Here is a 21,872-nt window from a genome sequence, read left to right on the forward strand (position 1 = left end):
ACGATCGGCCCCGGCGCGCACACAGAGAGGCCGGCATGGTGGGGGTGGACTCATCGGGGTGGTTGTGCGTCGACATCGGCACCGCGGATACGGCGGCGGCGCTGGGTTACGGTCCGCACGGCGAGCCGAAAGCGGTGCCCCTCACCGACTCCGGCGCACGGTTGCCCTCCGCGGTATTCGTCCACTCCTCGACGGCGATGGAGGTCGGCGCCGAGGCGCTGCGCCGATCCCGCACCCCGCGCGACGGTGTGCTGATCGCGCCGAAGCAGCGAATCGCGCACGGCGACACCAGCTTCGAGGTCGGCTGGAGCAGCGTCCCGCTGCGATCCGCCGTGGCGGCCCTGCTGCGCGCGGCGATCGCGCGGGCCCAGACGGTCGCGCAGCGCCCCGTGACCGGGATCGTGCTCACTCACCCGCAACTGTGGTCGCCGCAACAAGTACAGATCCTGTCCGCGGCGGCCGCGGACATCGGCCTGCCGCAACACCGCATCCGCACCGTCCCCGAACCCCTGGCCGCCGTCCGGTTCCATCAGTCCGGCGCCCCGATTCCCCCTGGTCGCCGGGTCGCCGTCGTCGACTTCGGCAGCGGCTCACTGGATGTGGCGGTCCTGATGGCAGCCGCCGACGGATCCTTCCCGTTGCTGTCGGCCCGCTCCGACGAAACCCTGCATCTGGCCGCCATCGACACGGCCGTCCGGCACTGGATCGCCGATCGCCTCCGCGACCTGGATTCGGATCTCGCCGTCCCCTCCGCCGCCGACCCCGAGGCCGACGACCCGTCCTTCGCCGAGACCATCCGGCTCGCCAGAGAACGCCTGTGCGCCACGGACAGTGCGACGCTGGTGATCTCCTCCGGTGACGAGGACGAGAAACTGAACCTGACCCGGGACCGATTCGACACCCTCGTCCATCCGTTCGCGGTCCGGGCCGGCGATCTGGTGCGGGAGGCACTGGAACTCGCCGGGGTGCGCGCCCGCGACGACCTCCACGCGATGTACCTGACCGGCGGCGGATCCCGAATCCCGCTGATACGGGACCGCTTACGGAGCCTCGGGCCGATCACTCGCGACGACGAGCCGGAAACGGTGACCGCTCGCGGCGCCCTCCGGCATCCGGAACTCGGCTCCGCCGCGACGCCGATCGGAACCCTGCCGCCGGTCACCAGCCGGGCCCCCGAATCCGGCAGCCTGACCGGCCCACTACGCCGCCTGCCACCACTACAGGTGTGGCAGGCCGACAGCGCCGGCCCGGACGCGGCGCCGCCGGACGCGGCATCTCCGCGACTCGAAGAGGTGATGGCCGAACGCCCTGCTGCCCCGGGCATTCGACGTCTCCTGCTGCCCGCCGGGATCGTCGTCGTGATGGTGCTGATCGCCGGGATCGCCGCGCTCCTCGTGACGCGGCCCCGCCCGGTCACCGGCACCGCATCCGCGCCCGCCACCATCGCTCCGGCGGTACCGGCGATCCGGGCCACCGTCCCGGTCGGAAACGGACCCTCCGACGTGGCGGTCCGCCACGGCTCGGCCTATGTCCTCGGCGCGGACGCCACCGTCTGGATCATCGACCTGCGGACCCGGGCGCTGCGCAGCGTCGTCCCCCTCGGCGGCAATCCCACTGCGCTGGTCACGGATTCGCGCTACCTCTACGTCTCGGCCGACGACCGCCGCGGACACGGCTCGGTCCTGGTGATCGACGGGGCCACCGGCGCCCCGCAGGCCACCATCCCGGTCGGCCCCGGCGCCCGTCGCCTCGCGATCGATCCCGACCGCCACATGATCTACGTGACGACCTCGGACGACCGCAACGCCGAACTGGTGGCGATCGACACCGAAACCCGAACGGTCACCGGCAGACTGCGCCTCGAGGCCGGTGCCCGCGACATCGCGATCAACACCTTCACCCACACCCTGTACGCCCTCCCCACCCCCGGCGGCGCCGACCGGGCCCTGCGCGTCATCGACACGACCACCCTCACCGTATCGGGCACGCTCCCCACCCCGGGCGGCGCAACGGGTTTGACGCTGAACCCGAACGTCCACACCGTATATCTCACGCCCCCAACAGGTTCCGCGACCGAGGTCACCGTCGTCGACACCGACTCGGGCGCCGTCACCACCACCGTCCCGACCGGCCCGCCCGCCACCCGCGTCGCCCTCGACACCGGCAACCACACCGCCTACCTGGCCGTCACCGACCAGGCGGCCGCCCGGCTCACCGTCATCGACACGGTCTCCGAAAAGGTCACCGCCACAGTCCCACTCGACAGGCCCGCCACCGCGGTCACCGTCGACCCCACCGACCACACCGTCTGCGTGGTCGCCGACGGCGTCCTGTGGATCGTCGGCAGCTGACCGGTTGGCGTCGGCCGCCACACCCTGCACAATGTGTGACCGAGGGGTTCGGATTGCCGGGTCTCGCGCCGCTGAGCATCCGGAGGACGCGCAGCGGAACGCAACAGCAGGGGGATGAATCGAATGTGGTTTCCGCGACCCGGTTTCGGCGCATCACGGATAGGACGCGCCCGCGTACTCGTGGCCGTCCTGCTGGGCATGGTGAGCCTGGCCGGCTGCACCGTACTGCCCGGCCACCCCGAAGCCCGGTCGAACACCGCGCCGTTCTACCTCGCCGTCGCGAACCTGTTGAGCCAGCCGGTGATCCACTACACCGGCACGTCGCAGGACCAGAGCTCCACCTGGGACCTGCGCGCCACCGACAGCGGTGAATCCCTCGGCGCGCTGAACCAGGGCAGCCGCCGAACGGAAATCCTCACCGCCGGAAACCGCACCTACGCGAAACCGCCCGAAGGATCGCAGCCGGCCCTGCCGAGCAGCATCAGCCCGGCCGCGGTGGCGGGCCGATGGCTCACCGGCACAGACACTCTCACGGCCGGCCTGCCACCGGGTTCATGGTCCCCGCGCACGGTCGGCACGGCCCTGATGAACGCCCTCGACACCACCCCCGAATTCCCCCGAATCGGCGACCCGACCGTACCCGTCGGCAACGACCGAGCCGTCGAAGTAGCCACACCGGCAGGCGTCCTGGACGTCTCCGCCACCGCCCCCTACCGCGTCCTGCAACTGAAACCGCTGCCCTACAACGCCCGAGTGACCCCCACCGTCCGCCCGGCACCCACCACGACCACCGAGGACGGGGACGCCCCGGTCCAGTCCTACGCGGTCAGCGACTCACCGCTGACCGACGACATCGGCCCGATCGTGTTCGTGCCCATGTCCTTCGCCGACATGGACCGGACATACACGGACCTGATCGACCGGACCCGGACCCTCACCGACGCGGTGGACATCGGCGTCGCATTCCACTTCGACCAGTCCGGCGCGCTGAACTGCAATCCGACCAACTGCACCGTCACCGCCAACGCCACCACATCGACCACCGCGACCCGCCCGGCCACCCTCGCCGGCACCGTGACCGCGTCGATGACGGCCACGGTGACGGTCAACACCCGCCCCGCCGGCGTCTGCACCGACACCCGCTCCCTCCCCATCAACGGCTCCGGCACCCTGACCTGCGTAGCCCCCGATGTAGCCGCGGTGGTCGCCCAGATCAAAGCCGAGGTCGAAGCCCAGGCCAACGCCCAGGCCAGAGCAGTCGGTCACAACGTCCAAGTGCCCTACACGCTGAACTACAACGCCCACATCGAGATCGCGGCGATAGCCGGTGTCCGGGCCGAAGTAGATCTCATGGTCTCCACCGAACAGGGCGAACAACGCGCAGCGCAGAACCGCGCGGGCCCATGCTCCCGCAACAGTTTCGCAGCCGGCACCACCGTCCTGATGGCCGACGGCACCACCCGCCCGATCGAAACCATCACCGAGGGCGCCGAAGTCCGCAACGCAACCCCCGGAACCATTGCGACACAGACGAACCGAGTTGTCGCCGTCCACCGCACCGACGACGACCACGATTTCGTCCGCCTCACGATCCAAGGTGAATCCGGCACCGGCACAATCCAAACCACCGCAGGCCACCGCTTCTACGACGCCACCACCTCCACCTGGATCGAAGCCCACGCCCTCACCCCCAGAGACGTCCTGCAGACCACCACCGGCGCCGCCGTGGTCCGGGCAGTGGACCCCTACACCGCCACCACCCGCACCTACAACCTCACTGTCGCCGGCACCCCCACCTTCTTCGTGGTCACCAACGGTATCGCCGTCCTGGTGCACAACTGCACCTTCGCGATGGTGCCGTACAACCAGGACGAGCTGAGCCGGGCGGCGTACAAGGCCCGGGTCGCGGCCGGGGTGCGGGAGGGCAAGAACGTAGCTGTTGCCCGAGTGCCCGGGTGGAACGACGCCGCCACCGGCGATCTCGTCATCGGCTTCAGCAAGACCCAGCGCGGCGGACCCACCGTCCACTCCGAGGACGACATCATGGCGCAGTTGAGCGCCAGGGGATTCGGAGCGGATCGGATCGTCGCGCTCTATTCCGAACGACAGCCCTGTTCGGAGAGCTGTCGGCCCATGCTCATGGAGCACCTGAATCCGGATGTCCCCGTGACATATACCGTGCCCTGGGGTGACGATGCCATACTCCGCGCGGCGGCGAACGACCTGCTGGAGCGTCTCATCGCCGAGGCCGGTGGATCGTAGTCGACGGAGCCCGGCTCACCGATTTCGTTGATAGGGTTCGGTTATGGCAGGACACGAGCCGCTTTCCGCCGACGAATTCGCCCGCCGCCACCGCCTCGCAGATCGGATCGTCGGCGAACTCCGGCGTGCCGGACTGCCGGCACATCTGTTCGACCTCTCCGACCGCCGCCCGGGCGCGGCAGTCGCCGTGGAGAAGGAGGCAAGTGAGCCGAGCTCGGTGTGGGTGAATTGGTATGTGGACCCGGATCTCGCGCGAGCCGCCGAAGACGCCATCCTGCACAGCCGTTTCGATTCGTTCGAAGCACGACATCGCGGCCGAATCGCCGTGCAGATGGGCGAATCAATCGCCGGAATACTGCGATCGGCCGGTTTCCGGACCGAAGTCGGGGTCGACGACATCAGCCCTACCACGGTCTATGTAGTGGGCGACAACGAATCCGGTGATTGAGTGACATGCCGCGTCGGCACACTCGGATTGAACGACATCAGCCCGACCACGGTGTACATCCGGACCGGTACCAGCGGGCCGGATTCATTCTGACAGGACTGTGCGATGGTCGCTGAGTCGGGGACCGACCGTTCAGGTGTGGTTCGGATGCGGGACGCCGGCGAACCGATACAGCTCGGCGAGAGTCGGCAGGTGTCGTTCGGTGGCTGCCGCGGCGACGAACCCGAACAGGTGTGCCTGGCTGGTCTGGAGCGTTCGCGCCCGGCGGATAGCTTGTACGGGGGTCAGTTTCGCGGCGTAGGCATCCCAGAAGCGTGATACCCACAGCCCACCGGCCATGCGGCCGGCCTCCCCGGCGACCGCTCGTGGCAGATAGCCGGCACTGGTACCGTCGTCCGCGGCCGAGATGTAGCCGACCACGGAGTCATCAAGAGTCACCGGGAGAAAGGTGACGCTCCCCGCGGTCGACTCGGGATAGGTCGGCGGAACCACGGTCCGCAGATCGCCCCAATGTTCCTCGGCCGCATCGATGTCCGCGTCCTCGGGGGTGAGATTGCCGCGCCGGGAAATGTTGTTCAGTTGTACCGCCGGCGGCTCGTCGGAACGAATTCGGTGCCATGACGATTCGCTCAATGCCATCCCCTCCCCGCAGATGCTCCGTCCGTACTCTACTCGGCGAGGGCCCGCCAGTTTCCGTGGCGGCAATGGAACCGCAGGGTGGCGTGCAGGGTGGCGAGGGCCGGTGGTACCGCCATCACCTGTACCTCCACTCGGTATCCCTGGTCACCGAGCAAGGCGGCGAATTCCTCGGTGTCGCGGTCGGAGGTGAGTTCGAGCAGGATGTCCGCGCGCGCCCGGGACACATGTTCGGCCGCCAGCGTCGTCCAGCCGAGCGCATCCCACATGACGACGTCACCGGCCCGCGGATCGTCGGCGAGAGTCAGGTCCCAGGCGCGGGGGTGGTAGGCGAACAACAACTCGGGGTCGATCACCACGGCTCGCGGGCGCTCGGAACACAGTCGCCGGATCACGGTGGTCTTTCCGGATCCCGGCGGCCCGGACACGATGACCGCCGTCGGAACGGCTGCGGCGGTGAGGTTTCCGTAGAGTTCGGGGACGATCTTGTTGCTGAATACCCATTGATGATCGCCGCGCGCGAGCCGGAACCGGTCGGGGTCGTCGCGCGGCACGACGGTCGGCGCGGCGCCCAGCGCGGCAAGCTGCGCGCCCCGTACGCGAATCGTCTCGGTCACCGTGGCCGGGTCCGCGGGGTCGAGTTCCCCGAGGTCCGACAGATACTCCCGCCGAAGCCGAACGGGAACAGCGGGAGTGCGGAGATCCGCGGGACCGCCGTGCTCGGCGAGCCATTCGACGGCCGAGGCCGCTGACATCAGGCTGCCCAGAATGTCCACGGCCGCTTCGTAGTAGAGGCCACGGTCACGAGGGGATTCGGCCGGTGCGGTGGCGGCGTCGGGTTGTGGCGATCGGCCGGTGATCAGATTCTCGACGGCATCGGTGTAGCGGGCGATCGCGGCGAGAGACGCGGCGGCGCCTTCCCAGGACTTGTTGCGCTGCACCAGATGTTGCTGTAGCCGCAACGCGCGGGCCTGTGCGGCAGGCCAATCGGCGAGCATCGCCGAGACCTGCTCCACCCATCGGTCGACCGGCACCGGCGCCCGGAACGATTCGAGCACCAGGGGAGGTCGCAGCTCGGGCGGAAACTGTTCCCGGTCAGCCAGATACATGCCGATTCCGCTGTCGGCGGGAACGAGTACGGGCACGCCCAGCATCACCGCCTCGAGACCCAGCAGGCCGAATCTGCCGGTCTGACCGGGCATCACGAGCAGGTCCGCGGCGTGCAGGTCTGCGGCGAGAGCGGCCCGATCCTCGGTGGGCGGCAGCACCGTCACCTCCCGTCGGGCCAATGTCGACAGTGTCTGCCGCACCGGCACGATCACCGAGGCGTCCACCCCTCGAATCGTGAGGGTGACATCGAAGCCACGTTCGTTGAGGCTCCGTACGATCCGCGCCGACTCGGTGGCGCCGCCGCGAGAATCCTCCGCCCGCGCGAAGGCGATGATCGTCAATGGTGCGGCGGACGGTGGCACGGCGACTCCCTGGCTCGGAAAGATGATCGGCGTCAGCCGAGTACGGTCTGGGACAGCAGATTCCGCGCGAGCTCGTCCGCGACCGCGGCGAGTGGAATTCCGTCGCGGCCGGGTCCGAACGCCGCACCCGGGCGCAGGCGCAGGGACAGCTCGGTGAGCAGTGCGGCGCAGGCCATCGCTCGCGGTTCGCCGAATTCCAGGTTGAAATCGCCGTCCTGTCGCTCGTCGACGGCACGGTCCGCCGCCAGACTTCGGCGGGCGCGCTCGGCCTCTTCGAGCAGAAGGGTGGGCGGACGCTTCAGGATGGCCGCTGATTCCAGCGACCAGAGCAGATGACGCGAAGCATCACCGGGGATGCGGCCGGGCCGAGTCCGGAGCTTCGGTATCGGCCCGCGCACGGCGCGGTGCAGGGCCTCCAGCGCCGCGTCTCGGGCGTGCGGATCAGTGGAGGTACGCACCACGTCGAGTGCGGCGGCCCGCAGCTCGCGGGCCTCGGCGACCGGATCGACGTCGGTGGGCAGCGGCATCGGCGTCCGTTTCGCCCAATCGCTGTGCGAATAGCCGGATTGCGGGTCGTTCAACCACGCGGCGATATCCAGCGCGGCGATCGCGAGATCCGTACCGTCCGCGCCGATGCCGAACGCCTCGCCGGGTGCCAATCGACTCCCCAACTCGTACAGCAGATTTCCGATGACGAGGCCGCGCATCGAAGTGATGACGACGGCGTCGTTGGTGGTGTGGCCTTCCTCCTCCAGCATCGACCGGATATCCAGCGCTCGCTGCGCGAGCGGAATCGGCCGGCCCAGAGTGCCGCGATAGTCGACCGCGCCGAGGCTGTGCCGGGCCGGATCGAGGACCGGCGTCGCGGAGTCACCGCCGATCACGGGAATACCGGACAGTGCCCGGTCGAGGTCGGCCAGGGCAGCGGATCGGCCGGATTCGTCGTGCGCGTCGAGAACCCGGATCGCGGCACGTCGCAATTGCGGATCGTACTTGTCGTCGTTCACGACATCGTCCACGCAGGCCTCCTCGAAATCCGCCGATCCGTCCGGGCTCGAACGCCGATCGGTATCAATCCTGCCCCATCTCGGATGGGCGTGATGAGCTCGGTTCGGACGGTCGGCCGTGGTCGTCCGGTTCGAAGATCACCGGATATTCGCGTGGCGGCACCATGCCGATCGCATCGATGAGCGCGGCTCCCGCCGATTCCCATGTGAAGTTCCGATCGCGCATGATCTGCTGGAGCAACAGCGCTCGATCCCACGCGATGTCCTGATTCGACAACTGAGCCTCCAGAATGTCGGCCCAGCGGTCGACGGAAACATGATCCTCGACTCCTTGTTCGACGAGCATGCCGTCGGTGACTTCGTTCGGGAACAATGCGTGATCACCGAAGAATCTGCCCGCGCCGCTACTGCTCGGCACCACGATCGGAACCCCCGCTCCCGCGGCCTCGGTGGCGACGAGTCCGAAACCTTCGGCGCGCGATGGCATCAGCACCACATTCGCGTCGTGCATATCGGCGAGGATATCGCCGCGATCGAGTGTGTACGGCCGCACATCGACGTCGCGGCCCGCCGCTGTCACGAGGAGCCGATGCTGATCCTCGAGCTTCGCGACCGGTACGCCGCGCACGATCAGATCGACATCGACACCTCGTTCGTTCAGCTCGTTGACCATCTTCGCGGCCTGCATCGCGCCTTTGACCGGATCGTCGGCCCGGCCGAACACCAGCATCCGCATCGTCTGCCGATCGCCCGGTGGCCGCACTTGATCGAAGAATTCGATGCCGGGGATCAGCTGATGCAGAACCGCGTCGCTTCCGGTCAGCTCGGCCAGCCGGGTGGCCTCCTCGGCGAGCGTGGGGCCCACGCCGACAGCGACATCGGCAGCCGACACCATGTCCGCCTCGATCCGGCGATCGGTGACGGCACGATCGAACTCGCCCTTCACCCGGGCCAGCGAATCGGTGACCATGTGCACCATGTGCACCAGGGTGGCCTGCGGATACATCGTGTTCCGTACCTGTGCCGCGGCCGGACCGGAGAAACGACTGTGCCCCAGCACCACATCGACGCCGGGCGGCAGATCGCGCATATCGATCACCGTATTCCCGCGCATCGAGTTGTCCGCGGGATCGCGGGGCGGGATCAGCGTGACCTTCTCGGCACCCTCGTTGCCGGTCACCGGATGCGAAACCCGGACGAAGATTTCGTGACCGAGGTCGGACAGTGCCTCGCAGAGATTCTTGTTCACGGAAATGACACCGCCCTTGCTCGGATGCCATTCATCGATGAGCGCGAGAATCCGCAGGCCCGCCTTGTCGGAAGCCGATGACAGGTCGACGATCTCGTGCGCCCGCGCGTAGTTGGCGCGAATTCGCTCGTGTAGTTCGGGTGCGGCGCCGGCGAGGTCGTGCCGTTCGGCGGCATGCAGAAATTCGTGCTGCTCGACCGCGCCGGCGCCAACGTGCTGCGCGGCCTCCTGCGTCCGGGTCTGCCGGGCCGCGGCCTCGCCGGGCTCCGGCACGGCGGTGTCACGCGGCGGACCCGTGTGCTCCTGATGCGGGAGAGCCGCTGTCTCAGCAGGGGACTCGAGTCGAGGCCGGGCCAACGCCTCGGTGTCCCGGAGCTCGCGATGCAATGTCGTCAGGGTCGCCGATTCGTCGGGCCGCAACTCCGCCATCTCGGCGATCCGCCGGCGCACGTCCGCCAATTGCTCCCGATAGCCACGTTGTTCGGCGGCGGTCCAGGCGCGCTCGCGTTCGTGTGCCAGTATTTCCTCGGCTCGCGGCGGCGCGGCCCACCGCCCGTCCGGCGTGCGCGTGTTCTCGAACAGCACACCGTTCCGGTCGCGGACGGTCAGTGCCTCCACCCGCGCCGGCGGGTCGGCCGACTCCAATTGCCGGACCATCTCTTGTGATCCGGTGTACGACGCGTCGTGCAACGTCGGCGGTGTGTACCGATGCACGCCGTTGTCCACCCGCTCACCGAGATATCGGGAGATCATCGACAACCGGCTCTGCGATTCGGGAACCGCGATGACCTCGGCCCGTGCGGTGTAGTCGTGGTCGATGAAATTCCGCATCGTGGCCGCCTCCGACACGGGGTCGGCCATGGCCAGCTCGAGGATCACGTGCTGCCGATTCTCGATGGCATGATCGATCGCCATCCCGAACCAGTGCACGATATCCGGAACGAGGTGCCGGATGCCGTCGGCGTCGACACCCCTCATCAACTCCGCGTATCGCGGATGAAATTTGAAGAAGTCGTCGCCGGACAGATGCAATACGCCGCCGCGCTCGGCGAAGGAATTCTTGATCTCCGCGATCATGGTCGATTTTCCGGCGCCCGTCTGGCCGCCGATCACGACGAGTTCCGGTTTTTCCGAATGCGGTACGGATGCGGCTTCCGACAGCAGTTCCGGGACGATCTCCTCGTAGAAAATCCGATGGCCGCGCGCTGCTTCCACCCCGGCGTCGTAATCGCCGACGTAGCGCCCGGCGCCGGGTTCGTAGCGAGAGCCCACGGCCGCCGGGTCGTACGCCATGAACACGACATCCGGCCGGCCCCCGTTGAAGGCGTGGAAAGTGTCGTAATCCCATCCGGGCGGGGCATATTCGTCGTTCCAGCGCACGCGGGCGACCGGTACGAAGCCGGATTCGGCATAGAGTTTCGGCAGTACGGTGTCGAAGCAGTCGAGGCGCCGGCCACCCAGTTCCACGGCGATGCCGATCAATGTGCCTGCCGCACCGGGATATTTGGACGGGCGCTGGGCGAAAGCGGATACGATCTCGTCGCCTTTGAGTGCCACGCCCGCCCGGCCGTCATCGGTGACGAGCAGTCGCATGGCGCGGTAGTCGTCCACCTCGTAGACGTGGACGGAGGCGGCGAAGCGATTGCCTTCCCGCAATTCGAGCATCTTCTCACGGAAGAGGTCGGCATCGGCGGGATTCAGTTCGTGCAATTCCGGTGTGGATTGGCCGAGTTCGCGCAGCCGCGCCGCTTCTTCGGCCGCCAGCGTATGGGTGGCCTCGGGAACAACGACGCGGTCGCCGATCTGCAATCGCTGCGCCGCTTCGGATCGGTGCGGCTCGGTACCGTCCGAACGTCCGGCTTCGGGGGCCTCCGACCCGGTATGCGGTTCGTCGGGGGTCAGCCCCCGTGATACTCCGCCATGACGATCGCCTCGTCCGGCCACTCCCGCTCGATCGCCGACCTCTGTTCCTCCGGCAGATCGGGTCTCCAGCCCCGGCGACGCCAGAACATCTCGCGCTCGGCGCGGGTCAGCGGCGGGATCTCCTCGGCCATGCTCGGTGCCTCCTGTGGTTCGGGTTCGAGTATCGTCGCCGGCCCGCGGCGCCCGATCGCCGGGTTCGCCGTCGGCCGCGCGCTCCCGCGCGGCGGCGGGATCGAGACCGGACTTGTGCGTTTCAGGGGTGAACGGCGCGAAGCCGTCGGCGCTCGTGCGGATGCTCGTGCCGTCGGGAGGGAAAGTCTCCCAATGACCGTCCGGTGGAATGCGCGGACGGCGGTTGCCGTAGGCGTCCACCTCGGGGGCCGAGGTGTAGACCCGGCCGTGGTTGTCGGTCCACGCGCTGTGTGTGGGAGCCGTGACATCGACGCCGAGATGACGAGCCAGTTCGGCGGCGAAACCGTTGGTGGCGCCGTCGCAGCCGAGAAGCCGGATCGGTTCGCGTCCGGTCCACATGCTGCCGTGGCGGAGCAGGTTGGCGTATTCCGTTGCGGTGTATCGGTGTCCGCCGATGACGGCATGGCCGTCGGGGGTGAGGTGCACATCGGCGGTGAAGTGGAAGTGGTCGGGCGGGACCAGCCGCGCGTGATGGCGCAGACCTGGATCGTCGTGGTGCGAGACACCGGCGGGAGTGCGCTCGCCGGTGGTGTAACCGGCCTCGTGGACGGAGGGGCGGTATTGCGCCGGATGCTGCGCGGCGTCGATATGTTCCCCGAGTTGTCGCAGTTCGTGGGGTGCAAGGCCGTGGCCGCGGTACGGCTCGGGTCCCAGTCCGAGTTGTGCCCGAAGATGATCGGCCAGCAACCTGGGATGGTTCCGGGGCTGCCAAGGTGCGCCCTGCTGGGGATCGGCGTGGATGTGCAGGTGTGCCGCGGCGGCGTCGGAGGTGTGGACCAGATCGACCAGCAACCGATCGCCGGACGGTAGCAACCTGCCATGGTTGAACGCGGTGTCGCAGGCGAATTGCGTGTTCTCCCAGAGCCGATTCATCTCGTGGCTCGGCACTCGGGAATCGACCGTGACATGCGCGCGGACGGTGACGACGGTGATCGGCCCGCCGGGGGCGTCCGTGTGACGCCGCACCTCGAATGCGAGACGGCCGCCGGAACCATGCCGCGGGACCTCTGTGACACTGCCGTGCTCGGGTGGCACCGGCCGGAACCGCTCGCGTGCCTGGCGGGCGTGCTGGGCCTGCTGTAGCTCGTGTTGCGAGTAAGGATGTGCGGGAGTGTGCTGCGCCGCGGATGCGGGCGGATGCGAATCCGCTACTCGGCCTTCCGGTCTCGCTCCTGGTCGATCCGGCGGAGCTCCGACTCGCCCCACGCCCGCCAGATCTCGGCCTGTTGCTCCGTCGCGGGCCGGCGCCCGGCTGCTTCCCGTTCCTCGATGAACGCCATGTTGCGGTCGACTATCGCCTGGCTCTCGGGGGACAGCGGGGGCTGGGTGACGTTGTGCTCCTCCACCTTCCGCATGATTGCGTCCCACTCCTCCGGTGTGATGGGCATCGGCGTTCCTTCCGAGATCCTCGAGGTGAATGTAGACCTTGCCGTCGCGTGGAACAACGGTTCGCACCCGGAACTCGGTCCCCGGCGGAAAGACCACCTCGTCCTGCCAGGTGGAGGCCCAGGAGATGTCCTTGCCGGAGCGGGAATCGATGATGAGCTCGATATTTCCGCCGATCAGCGAGGATTCTTTGTCGGCGGACGCGAAGCCGCGGTCCGGGACGATATTGCCCTGCCGATACTCGTCCATGAATTTGGTGAGCTTTGCCGGGTCGTCGATGTACAGCGATCGCAATACCCGGCCCTGGTGATCGGGCAGCTTGTTGTAGGCGTTGATCAGGGCGCGGATCTCGGTGTCGTGTCTGCCGAGTAGCGTGCTGTCGCCGTCTCGGGTCGCCTCGTTCACCGCCTGATTCAGGTTCACATCCTGATTTCGCCGAATGATGGCGATATCCGCGTCCGACAGCCGGGCGATCTCGGGATGGTCCACCGCATTGTCGGCCCGAATCCGGATGGCTTCGTCCAGCTTCGCGGTCCGCGCGTATTCGCGCTCAGCAGCCGGGTCGCGGTATTCCGGATTACCGTAATACGGTTTGTCTTCGACCGGTAGCCGCTCGGTCAGGCCTGAATCCCGCCCCCTCCAGGCCAGATCCGGTCGGTCGTGTGCCGAGTCAGGATTCGGGCGGCCACCTTCGTCAGCAGCGGGTCCGATCGACCGTCCCCCGCTGTCACGGCCTCGTCTTCCTTGCGGATGGTCAGCTCTCGATCCAGGGTCGTTTCGCTGTTCCCGAACCGGTACGTCACCTCGGCCGGGGTCTCGGCGGTCTTCCGGTAGACCAGGTACAGTGCGATCGGTCTCACCCCATCTCTCGTGGTTCTCGCCGGTCCGGCCGGGAATCCGATTCTCCCAGTGCGCCTTCGAATTAGCGTACTCATGGGCCTCCCGATAACTGGCATCCGGATACCGCCGCAGGTAATCCGCCTCGGCCAGTTCGTGTTCCAGTAGCGTGACATCGGGCGGCAGCGGTTCGCCGCGGGACAGGCGCATCCATGCCTCGGCGATATCCGCATCGGCGTCGAAACGGCGTTGTTCGTATCCGACGACGGTGCCGTTGTCGTCGAACACGCTCAGTTTGTGTTCATCGACGAACAAATGTTGCTTGATCGCAGCTATCTCCGTCGCGGTGAACCCGATGGAACCGTCGGCACGTACCACCCCCGACAGATTCGCGACGGCATCGCGGACGTCGGTGTCCGAGGCGCGAATGGTGCTGTAGGCGTCGTCGGCCCACGCGCGTTGGGCGGGTTCGTCGAGCGGGTTGTGCGGTCTGGTCGATCCGCCGGTCTGAATATCGGCGGCAGGGTCGTGGTGGCGATTTTCCGGCGCTGCGTCGTGATCAGGATGAGAGGTCTGCTCGTGTCGATCGGCCGGGCCGTGACCGGACCGGTCCGCTTCGTTCAGTACTCGAATGTCGCCCGGGTCGGCCAGGTTCCGTCGCGGCGATATCGGTTCTTCAGCCGATTTCCGAGCTGGCTCGTCGCCGAATTCTGTGGAGTCAGGGAATCGGTTTGCTTGTCGATGGCCAGGTGATAGTCGTCCATCCGCTGGTCCGGATTCTCCAGCAATTCGGTCTCGACCAGGTAGGTCACTCGGGTGGGTTCGTCGCTGATCTGCTGCGCTCGCACCCGGATCGTCGGCGGGTAGATCCGGCCGCCCAGCATGCGGGTACCCTCCTGGATCGCCTTCGTGTACCACTCGGCGGTGGTCTTTACTCCCAGGCTCGGGAACTGGGTGATCACCCCTGTCCGGGCGTCGAGTACCAATCGACTCCTCCCGACCTGCCGCGGTCCGGCCTGCTCCTGCTCGGTCGGGTTCCGGGTGCATATCCAGCCGAGTTCGAACTGGTACATCTGATAGGTCTGAGTGGAGCCGAGGGCCTGAGCCAGGTACTCCCGTGCTTCCTGAGTGGTGCGAATCGGCAACGGCACTAAAGGGACTCCCGTCGGGTAGGAGGACGATTACTTCGAGACTCATCGATCCGTCCACCAGATACGTCGGCGGATGGTCGGAAGTCAACGACAACTGCGGATCCCACCAGACCGGGCCTTCGGCTTCCAATGGAAACACGACGAGGCTGGCGTGGCTGTCCTCGGGCATCGGGGTTCCGTCGCTGTGATAGAGCGGAGCCCCGGTGTTCTCGTCCACCGCCTGCCACTCGTTCACCACCATCGCCGAGGTGCCCGGCCCGAGCTCGTGGACGAAATCGTGCAGCGCCTGGAACTGATCGGCGATCGCCATGTCCGGGGGGAATTCCTGCCAATTACCACCGAGCCAGTTCCCGGCCCGATCCATGCCCCCTGCCTCGCCGGAGTCGTAATCAACAGTTCCGTCCGCGAATTCGTCCAGGTACCTGGGCAGCGCCACCTGTGGATCGCCGTGGAATGTGGACAGCGCCGCCAGGCATGCCTCGACGCAGTCGTTGCCGCGGCCGGCGACCTCCGGTCCGCCGTCGTTGATTTCCTCCCCCATCGGATGCGTGCGAGGGTCGGCGCCGATGACGAAATGGTCGTCCTCGCGGCACGAGTCTCGCAGTTGTTCCTGGTAGGCGGGATGCTCGAGGTCACGTAGTTTGCCGGGGCCGAATTCACGCGTCTCGGGCAGACCGTGCAGGGCGGGTGCGGTATTCGAGACACTGATCCGGTCGGTGATCGCCCGCAGATCGCCCGCACTCAGTTCGGCGACGCCGGAGTCCGGCAGACCGAGGTGGTCACGCAGCTGTCGTATCGCGGCATCGGGGGAAAGACCGGCGGCGCTGTCGGCTGGAAGGTGCAGATCGGCGTGGGCCGGGTCCTCGACGAATCGAACGCCGAGTTCGAGCCGATCACCATGGAGCAGACGCGGATCCGAGCCGGTCATCGCCTCGGTCGCCTGCCGGAACGCCGCATCGGCGTGATCGCGCTGCGCTTCGCCGAATCCTTCCGGAAAGTGCACTCGGACAGTCAATTTCGTGACGCGGTCGCCGTTCTCGTCGAATGTGCGATGTGTCTCGTAGGGCAGCTCCGTAGCCGCCGTGTCCGCGCTCTCCGGTGATGTGACACCGCCGCCGGTCGATTCGTGATGTCCGGGTGCGACCTCGTCGGGGAGTTCGGCCGGTCCGGCAGGCCGGCGTCGATCGGCCGCGTTCTCGGGACGCTCGCCCGGAACGGGCCGCGCGGGCGAGTAGGACGGACTCTTCGCGCCGTCGGTCCGGCGTTCCGTCGCCCGGCGTGAATCCAGTCGGCTGTCCGCGGGCCGTGGTTCGACGTGCGGTGTCATCGGCAGGGCCGCGGCGACCGAAACCGGGGTGGAGCCGTCGCCCGTGGGCCGCGTGCTTCGGTTCTCGTTCGCGGCGACCGCTTCGCTGGTGCGCCCGGCCTGGACGCCGCTACGAGGCTGCTCGGCGTAGGGCAGCTTCTCCGGACTCGCGCCGCCGCGTGACTCCGGCGCGGGCCCGGCGGCTGTCGGCTGCCGGACCTGTTCCTGCCCAACCGGTTTCGCGGCACTTCCGTCGGTGACCGGAGTATCCGCCCGGGGAGATTCGAGGCCGACCGGGCCGCGGGACTCCATCGGTATCGCTGCGGCCGGATGGCTCGCGCCGGGTGCGGGCAGGTGGGCCGCGGCGTCGGTGGGCCGCCAGGGCGTGACCGCATCGATGCCGGTGAGGGTCGCGCTGATGCGTTCCAGGCGCGGCTGTTCCGCTCGCCCGGCACCGTTGCCGTGTTCTGCCGGGACGGTGTAGCTCCCGTCCGTGACGGGCCTGGCGGTGTGCCCGCCGTTCGAATCGGCCGGCCCGGCCCGGTTCGCCGTCTTCGAATCCCCGCCGCGCACAGCCGTCTCCGGACGGTTACCGCGACCGTCGGTGGTTCCGTCCGCCGGTTCGGCACGGTTGCCGCGAGGCGCGCCGGATTCATCCGTGGCGTTGCCGCTGTGTCGTGACTCCGGTTCCGGTGCGCCCGTTCGGCTTTCGTCGACAGCATGGGCGCGGTCGCTGCCCGACGCGGCGCTGTTCCCGGTAGCGCGGCCGGTATGGTCCGCCGACGTCCCGGACCCGTCGCCCCCCGGCGCCCCGCGCATCCCGTGGCGCAGACCGCCTACGCCACCCAGCGCCGCACCACCGACGAGCAACTGCGGGCTGAGCGACCAGTCGATCGACTTGCCGTTCTGGAAGTGGTCGTAGATCTGGTTGCCGAGCCCGCCCGCGTACATGCCGACACCACCGGCCATGCCCCCGAGTCCGCCGGAGAGCAACCCGCCCAGCCACTTCGGCGTCCCTCGGTTGTTCAGCAGATCCGCGATCTTCAGGTGCGCCGGGCCGCCGACCAGTCCACCGGCACCCCATTCGACCGAGGTCTGGAACGTCTTCTTCAGGTCGAAACCGTCGTCGAGATGGTGTTCCCCGAGCTGGATGGCTTGGACGCCGGCATCCACGCCGGCTCCCATAACGCCCATGGCCGCCCCACCTCGCAAACCGGTGGCGAGCAGCCTCGGGGTCGATGCCGCAACCCGCTCGGCGAGTGGAATCACGACTTCCTTCGCGATCCCTTTCGCCAGGGTGCGGGACGCCGCACGGGCGGCGATCGCCGCGATCCGTTGCATCATGGTGCGGGCGAACACGGCCAGCGCCTCGCGTGAGATGGCGAGCACGGGCGGCACCGCGAGCGAACCGTAGAGCGTGGTCATCAGTTGCAGGACCGTGTACAACGTGAGCAGGGCGAACAGCTCGGCCTGGATCTTGGTGTACTCGATTTCCGCCGCTGTCGAGCGGGCGTCGTGCCCGAGCTGGTTCAGGCTGTCGACCAGCGCGGGCAGGGACGTGTCCGAACCGTCCAGCAGCGCGGCGAATTCGGCGAGGATCGCCTCGGCGCCGGCGCCGGTGTACGACTGCGACAACCCACCGCTGACGTGCCGTAGCTCGGGCTCGAGCTGCTCGAGTTCGGCAGCCGCCTTCTTCCAGGCGTCGCCCAGGGCGAACAGCTCATCCTGATTACCCTTCGGATAGGCCGAACCGAAGTTGAGCCCAGCCATCAACCAGCCGGGGAGGGAATCCCCGATCCACGTCAACCATGGCACCGGATGCCCCGAACCGTTTCATTCCCACACTGGAGCAGCGATACCCGACTGCTCGCGTTTCGCCGGATCATGCTCGTACTCTTCGACTTCCGTGAATCGGACAGCATTGCCGGACGCGTCGGCGACGCGATCCGGCGACCCCGGCGGGGATGTGGGCACCTCGGGAGGTGTGGGGATCATGGACCGAATGTCCGGCATCATCGGGAAGAATTCGGACATCGACGGCATCCGGGCCTGTTCCCGCTGCAGGTCGGCCATGAGCCGCTGAGCCTGCTGCCGGACCTGGGCCGCCGCGTCCTGGGTCGCGGCGGTGACCGCGGCGGCGATCTCGGAATACGTGAGATCGTCGATGCTGTCGGAGAATTCGGTTTTGATCACCACACCGTCGGCATTGACGGTGATCGTCACCCGCCGACCGGCGGCATGTGCTGCCGCGGTGAGTTGTGCCCGCTGTTCCTGGGCATGCGTGATCGAGACGAAAGCGCCCTGTACCAGATCTTTCAGCCCGGCCAGCTGTGCCTTCTCGGCTTCGTTCGCCATCCTGTACTGCCTGTCCCCGCCCTCTGAGCAATCCTTATTCGTTGCGCCGCATGGATAGTCGCGTCGAACGTCAGGACCGGAAACCGTCGGTGTTGTCGGTTTCCGTGGTTTCCAGGGCTGTCGCACCGTCCTTCAGGCCCTGGGCGTCGGCCACCAGCCGTTGCGCCTGCTGTCCGAGAACGCCTTGCAGGGACACATTTCTGGCGTTGTAGCCGTGGTCGCCCTCGGCGAAGGGGCGGCCGAACTCGTCGTCGCCCCAGCACCCGTCGTACGAGGCTGCCGTCGAGGCGATCTCGGAGTGAATCGCTCGAATCCGACTCGCTACGTCGTCGAGTCCGCCTGCGGTAGAACGCAATCCGGCTATCTCGACCTGCACCTTGCCTGTCATGGCACCCCCGCCATCGGTGATCAGAAAAACTTTCACTCATCATACATACGGCGGCGAGGTGATTCACTTTGTCTCCCTTCGCCGCTCCGCCTCGGCCAGATCCCACCACTCCGCCAGTTCCCAGCCCCGCATGATGATCATGTCCCGGCCGTTCCCGAACTCGAAAAGCACGTCGACCCCGGGGAGTGTGCATATCTGCTCCTGCACTTCCCGGCCCGAAATGCTGCGCCGTAGCCATGGATTAATGTCGGCCGGTAGTCGCTTGGATGCGGTGAAGACGCGCAGCACCCTCGATCCGTCGGAGAATCTCCGCAACGGCCACTCCCGGCCCAGTGGATCATCCTCGCGGAGGACCATGATCACCTCACCGTTCCCGAACGCGGTGATGAAGCTGCGCACAGTGCCGAAGCCCGAGACGAAGCGCCACAGTACGAGTTCGAGGGGTGTCTCGAAGTAGTCTCGGCGCAACGACTTCGGCAGCGGTGTGAATGCGGGATTCAGCCACACCTCGCTGAACCCACCCTCGTCGTCGGCCAGGCGCCCACCGAGAATGTTGGAATTCTGCACGGCGGAGTCGTCGGCTCCGGGGTCCACGTAGTATCGCCATTCGCCGGGATGCGCTCGCGCCCAGACCGAATCGGCGTCCGTCGGTGCGGGCAACGGTGACCTGTCGTCAGCGAACGGTGTCCCGTCGAGGCCGTGTCTACTTCGCAGCGCCGGATACCTCGGTTGCGCACCCGCAGTGCGGGTACCGGAATTCCCTTCCGGCTCGACGGTCCGGGCCTCTTCCTGCTCGAGCCGGCGCATGACCGACTCGTCCCAAGCCTGCCAGGCATCTGCTCGATCGTCGGTAGGCATCATCGAACCTCCTGCTCGGGGATTTCGGTGCCGCTCCACGGATCCCGGGCCCCCGCCGTCGTCTATCGTGTGATCGACCGCTGCCACGATAACGCGGTCGACGACGGGGGAGGGAAGAGAGTCGTGCCCGAGGCGCTGCCACTGGCCCGGACCAACGCCGAGGCCCGGCTGTTTCTGCAATTGCAGCCGTGTCCGCGCTGTGGATCCGCCGACTGCGTGTTCCGCAGCACCGTGGTGACGGTCGACGGCGTGCTGGCCGGCCGCTATCGCGGCGACTGCCCGGGCTGCGGGACCGTCCGGACCTACGAATTCCGGGTCCCTGACGAGGTTCTGCCACCGCCGGCGGGCACGGTCCGGTTCGGCGCCGACATTCCTTCCGAGCTGATGGATCCCGGTGTGTGGCTGTGGTATTCGGACATCTGTGGCAGCCGCGTGCCGGCCGACGCCGATACTCTCGACGAGCAGGGCCGGCGCGCCGCCCGGCATGCTCTCGCGACCGCCCTCGCCGCGGTCGAGGAAGTCCTGAAATTCCTGCCCTCAGGAGTCGAGCGCCTCACCCGATCGGCCTGCACCACCGAGCGCGGCCGGGCAATCTACGATCGGGAGCCGGCTCGCCTCACCAGGACTCGCTTGGAGGCGGTCCGGGATGCCTACGCGCAGCGGCTGGAGGCATGGTGATCGATGAGGAGCACGCGAATACATGAATGATCCTGCGGGGGCGGGCCTTACCGGCGCGGATCAGCGAAGTGTATTGCCGGACGTCGGTTTCACACTGGGCACCAGCGCGCCTTCACCTCGAGCGGAACCGCCCGCCCCGCCATCGATCGGTGACGAACAACAGGCCGGCGACCTGGCCCGCACGATCGCCCGCGGATTGGCGGCCGCCGGTCCGCCGGGCTGGCAGCGGCTGGAGGCCGTGTTCGCGCTCACCGTCGCCGCAGGAGTCTCGTTCGTGCACTACGTCGATGGCTCCGATCGCGTGGCGCGGTCGGAGCCGGCACCCGAGACGCTCGCCGCCGCCCGAGCCCATCGACAGATCTCCGCCGGCCTGGGCGCCGGGCCGTGGTGGCGAATGCTGTTGCAGCTGAACCGATCCGGGCAACTCGAGGTCGATTTCGACTACGGCGACGAGCCGTTCCCCGAAGGCCAGTTGCTGCCGCCGGAGGCATACATCCAGGACCTGGAAGCGCACCCGCGCCCGCGACTGCCGACCTGGCTGGCCGCGTACATCGGTCACGCCGACCGCCAGCGGCGAACCGCGCGCACCGCCGCGGCCGCGGCCGAGGCCGACCGCGCGGCCGGGACGATGCCCCGGCCGGTCACCGACCTCCCGCCGCTCCCCGCGATGTGGGCCCGCTGGGCCGTGATCGCCGCGACCTTCAAGGCTGTCGGGTCGCCGATAGGTCCACGAATGCTGCCGTCTCTCGGCTACTTCGAGGGGGCACACCGCAGCGGTTCGACGCTGTACCTCCTGCCGGGCGGCCGCGCCGTCCTCTCCGGTGGAGTCTGGAACGACCCTGCGCTCGAGGCCGCATACAACGACGCCGCCCCGATGCCGAATTACTATGCGGGAGCCCCGGAGTGGGTGGCGAACCCGGTCCTGGATCCACGGGCGGGCGGTGGACTGCTGTCCTTCTGCCACTGGTGGGACCGCGACGGCTGGTACTGCGGGCAATCGCCTGCGACAACGCAATTGGGTGAGGCACTGCCCGGCATCTGGACCGTGGCGACCACGGTCGACATCATCTGCGGTCAGCTCGACGGGCGGCAGAACGTCGAACGGCGAGATGCGGCAGAAACATTGGTGGCGGCAGCCGAAGCCGGCAGCGCCACCCGCCATCACCTGGCGGACCTGTTCGGACCGGACGCCGATCTGGCCAGCGCGTTCTACCAACTGACCCTCGCGGGATCGACGCTCGAATCCCGGGCCTAGAAGAGGCGCAGTGAGATGCGCGGCGACCAAGTGGTCCGGCGCGGGAGCCGCCGCCGCGTCCGAGGACACGGTCGATCCGATAGCCCGCGAAGATCTGGCCGATCGACAAGTGGGCCGT

The 21,872-nt window shown here is 67.8% G+C and carries 12 protein-coding genes; 5 read left to right on the top strand and 7 right to left on the bottom strand.

All coding sequences use genetic code 11. The features are described 5' to 3' along the window. Nucleotides 1-35: 35 nt before the first annotated feature. The 3 genes from NRB56_RS02730 to NRB56_RS02740 all read left to right on the top strand — a co-directional run bounded on the left by NRB56_RS02730 (nt 36) and on the right by NRB56_RS02740 (nt 5,061). Nucleotides 36-2,351: an Hsp70 family protein gene (locus tag NRB56_RS02730; RefSeq protein ID WP_153338833.1), complete on the top strand. Its 2,316-nt coding sequence runs from the start codon at nt 36-38 to the stop codon at nt 2,349-2,351. Nucleotides 2,352-2,531: 180 nt separating this feature from the next. Continuing rightward, nucleotides 2,532-4,613 carry a nucleic acid/nucleotide deaminase domain-containing protein gene (locus tag NRB56_RS39595; RefSeq protein ID WP_194290699.1) on the top strand — a complete coding sequence of 694 codons (2,082 nt, stop codon included), beginning with the start codon at nt 2,532-2,534 and terminating at the stop codon, nt 4,611-4,613. Between the two features lie 43 nt (nt 4,614-4,656). After that, nucleotides 4,657-5,061, top strand: coding sequence for a hypothetical protein (locus NRB56_RS02740; RefSeq protein WP_153338835.1), 405 nt, complete (start codon nt 4,657-4,659; stop codon nt 5,059-5,061). 132 nt (nt 5,062-5,193) lie between these two features. On the opposite strand, the gene NRB56_RS02745 is transcribed toward NRB56_RS02740, so the two are convergent. The 7 genes from NRB56_RS02745 to NRB56_RS02775 form a co-directional block, all read right to left on the bottom strand. Then, nucleotides 5,194-5,694, bottom strand: a complete 501-nt coding sequence (locus NRB56_RS02745) for a hypothetical protein (protein ID WP_153338836.1) — start codon at nt 5,692-5,694, stop codon at nt 5,194-5,196. 35 nt (nt 5,695-5,729) lie between these two features. Next, nucleotides 5,730-7,205, bottom strand: a complete 1,476-nt coding sequence (locus NRB56_RS39995) for a zeta toxin family protein (RefSeq protein WP_406603428.1) — start codon at nt 7,203-7,205, stop codon at nt 5,730-5,732. Then, nucleotides 7,202-8,188, bottom strand: coding sequence for a hypothetical protein (locus tag NRB56_RS02755; RefSeq protein ID WP_153338838.1), 987 nt, complete (start codon nt 8,186-8,188; stop codon nt 7,202-7,204). Before NRB56_RS02755 ends, NRB56_RS39995 begins: the two co-directional genes overlap by 4 nt. 52 nt (nt 8,189-8,240) lie before the next feature. Beyond that, nucleotides 8,241-18,026: a zeta toxin family protein gene (locus tag NRB56_RS02760; protein WP_153338839.1), complete on the bottom strand. Its 9,786-nt coding sequence runs from the start codon at nt 18,024-18,026 to the stop codon at nt 8,241-8,243. Nucleotides 18,027-18,053: 27 nt separating this feature from the next. Further along, a complete protein-coding gene (locus tag NRB56_RS02765) occupies nt 18,054-18,575 on the bottom strand; it encodes a YbaB/EbfC family nucleoid-associated protein (protein ID WP_153338840.1) in 522 nt (173 codons plus the stop codon). Nucleotides 18,576-18,645: 70 nt separating this feature from the next. Further along, on the bottom strand, nt 18,646-18,963 hold the full coding sequence (locus NRB56_RS02770; RefSeq protein WP_153338841.1) for a hypothetical protein: 318 nt from the start codon (nt 18,961-18,963) through the stop codon (nt 18,646-18,648). Between the two features lie 63 nt (nt 18,964-19,026). Beyond that, entirely contained in the window at nt 19,027-19,824 is a 798-nt protein-coding gene (locus tag NRB56_RS02775) for a hypothetical protein (RefSeq protein WP_153338842.1), read from the bottom strand. A gap of 120 nt (nt 19,825-19,944) precedes the next feature. Between NRB56_RS02775 and NRB56_RS02780 the strand changes: the two genes are divergently transcribed. Further along, complete coding sequence (locus NRB56_RS02780) at nt 19,945-20,499, top strand: hypothetical protein (RefSeq protein WP_227837074.1); 555 nt, start codon at nt 19,945-19,947, stop codon at nt 20,497-20,499. 22 nt (nt 20,500-20,521) lie between these two features. Beyond that, on the top strand, nt 20,522-21,754 hold the full coding sequence (locus NRB56_RS02785) for a hypothetical protein (RefSeq protein WP_153338843.1): 1,233 nt from the start codon (nt 20,522-20,524) through the stop codon (nt 21,752-21,754). The last annotated feature ends 118 nt before the right edge of the window (nt 21,755-21,872 follow it).

This window comes from Nocardia aurantia (assembly GCF_009604425.1).
Taxonomy (GTDB): Bacteria; Actinomycetota; Actinomycetes; order Mycobacteriales; family Mycobacteriaceae; genus Nocardia; species Nocardia aurantia.

Coding starts and splice junctions, on each gene's coding strand:
- NRB56_RS02730 (WP_153338833.1), top strand. CDS start 36: ATGGTGGGGGTGGACTCATCGGGGTGGTTGTGCGTCGACATCGGCACC.
- NRB56_RS02740 (WP_153338835.1), top strand. CDS start 4,657: ATGGCAGGACACGAGCCGCTTTCCGCCGACGAATTCGCCCGCCGCCAC.
- NRB56_RS02765 (WP_153338840.1), bottom strand. CDS start 18,575: ATGGCGAACGAAGCCGAGAAGGCACAGCTGGCCGGGCTGAAAGATCTG.
- NRB56_RS02770 (WP_153338841.1), bottom strand. CDS start 18,963: ATGACAGGCAAGGTGCAGGTCGAGATAGCCGGATTGCGTTCTACCGCA.
- NRB56_RS02775 (WP_153338842.1), bottom strand. CDS start 19,824: ATGATGCCTACCGACGATCGAGCAGATGCCTGGCAGGCTTGGGACGAG.
- NRB56_RS02785 (WP_153338843.1), top strand. CDS start 20,522: ATGAATGATCCTGCGGGGGCGGGCCTTACCGGCGCGGATCAGCGAAGT.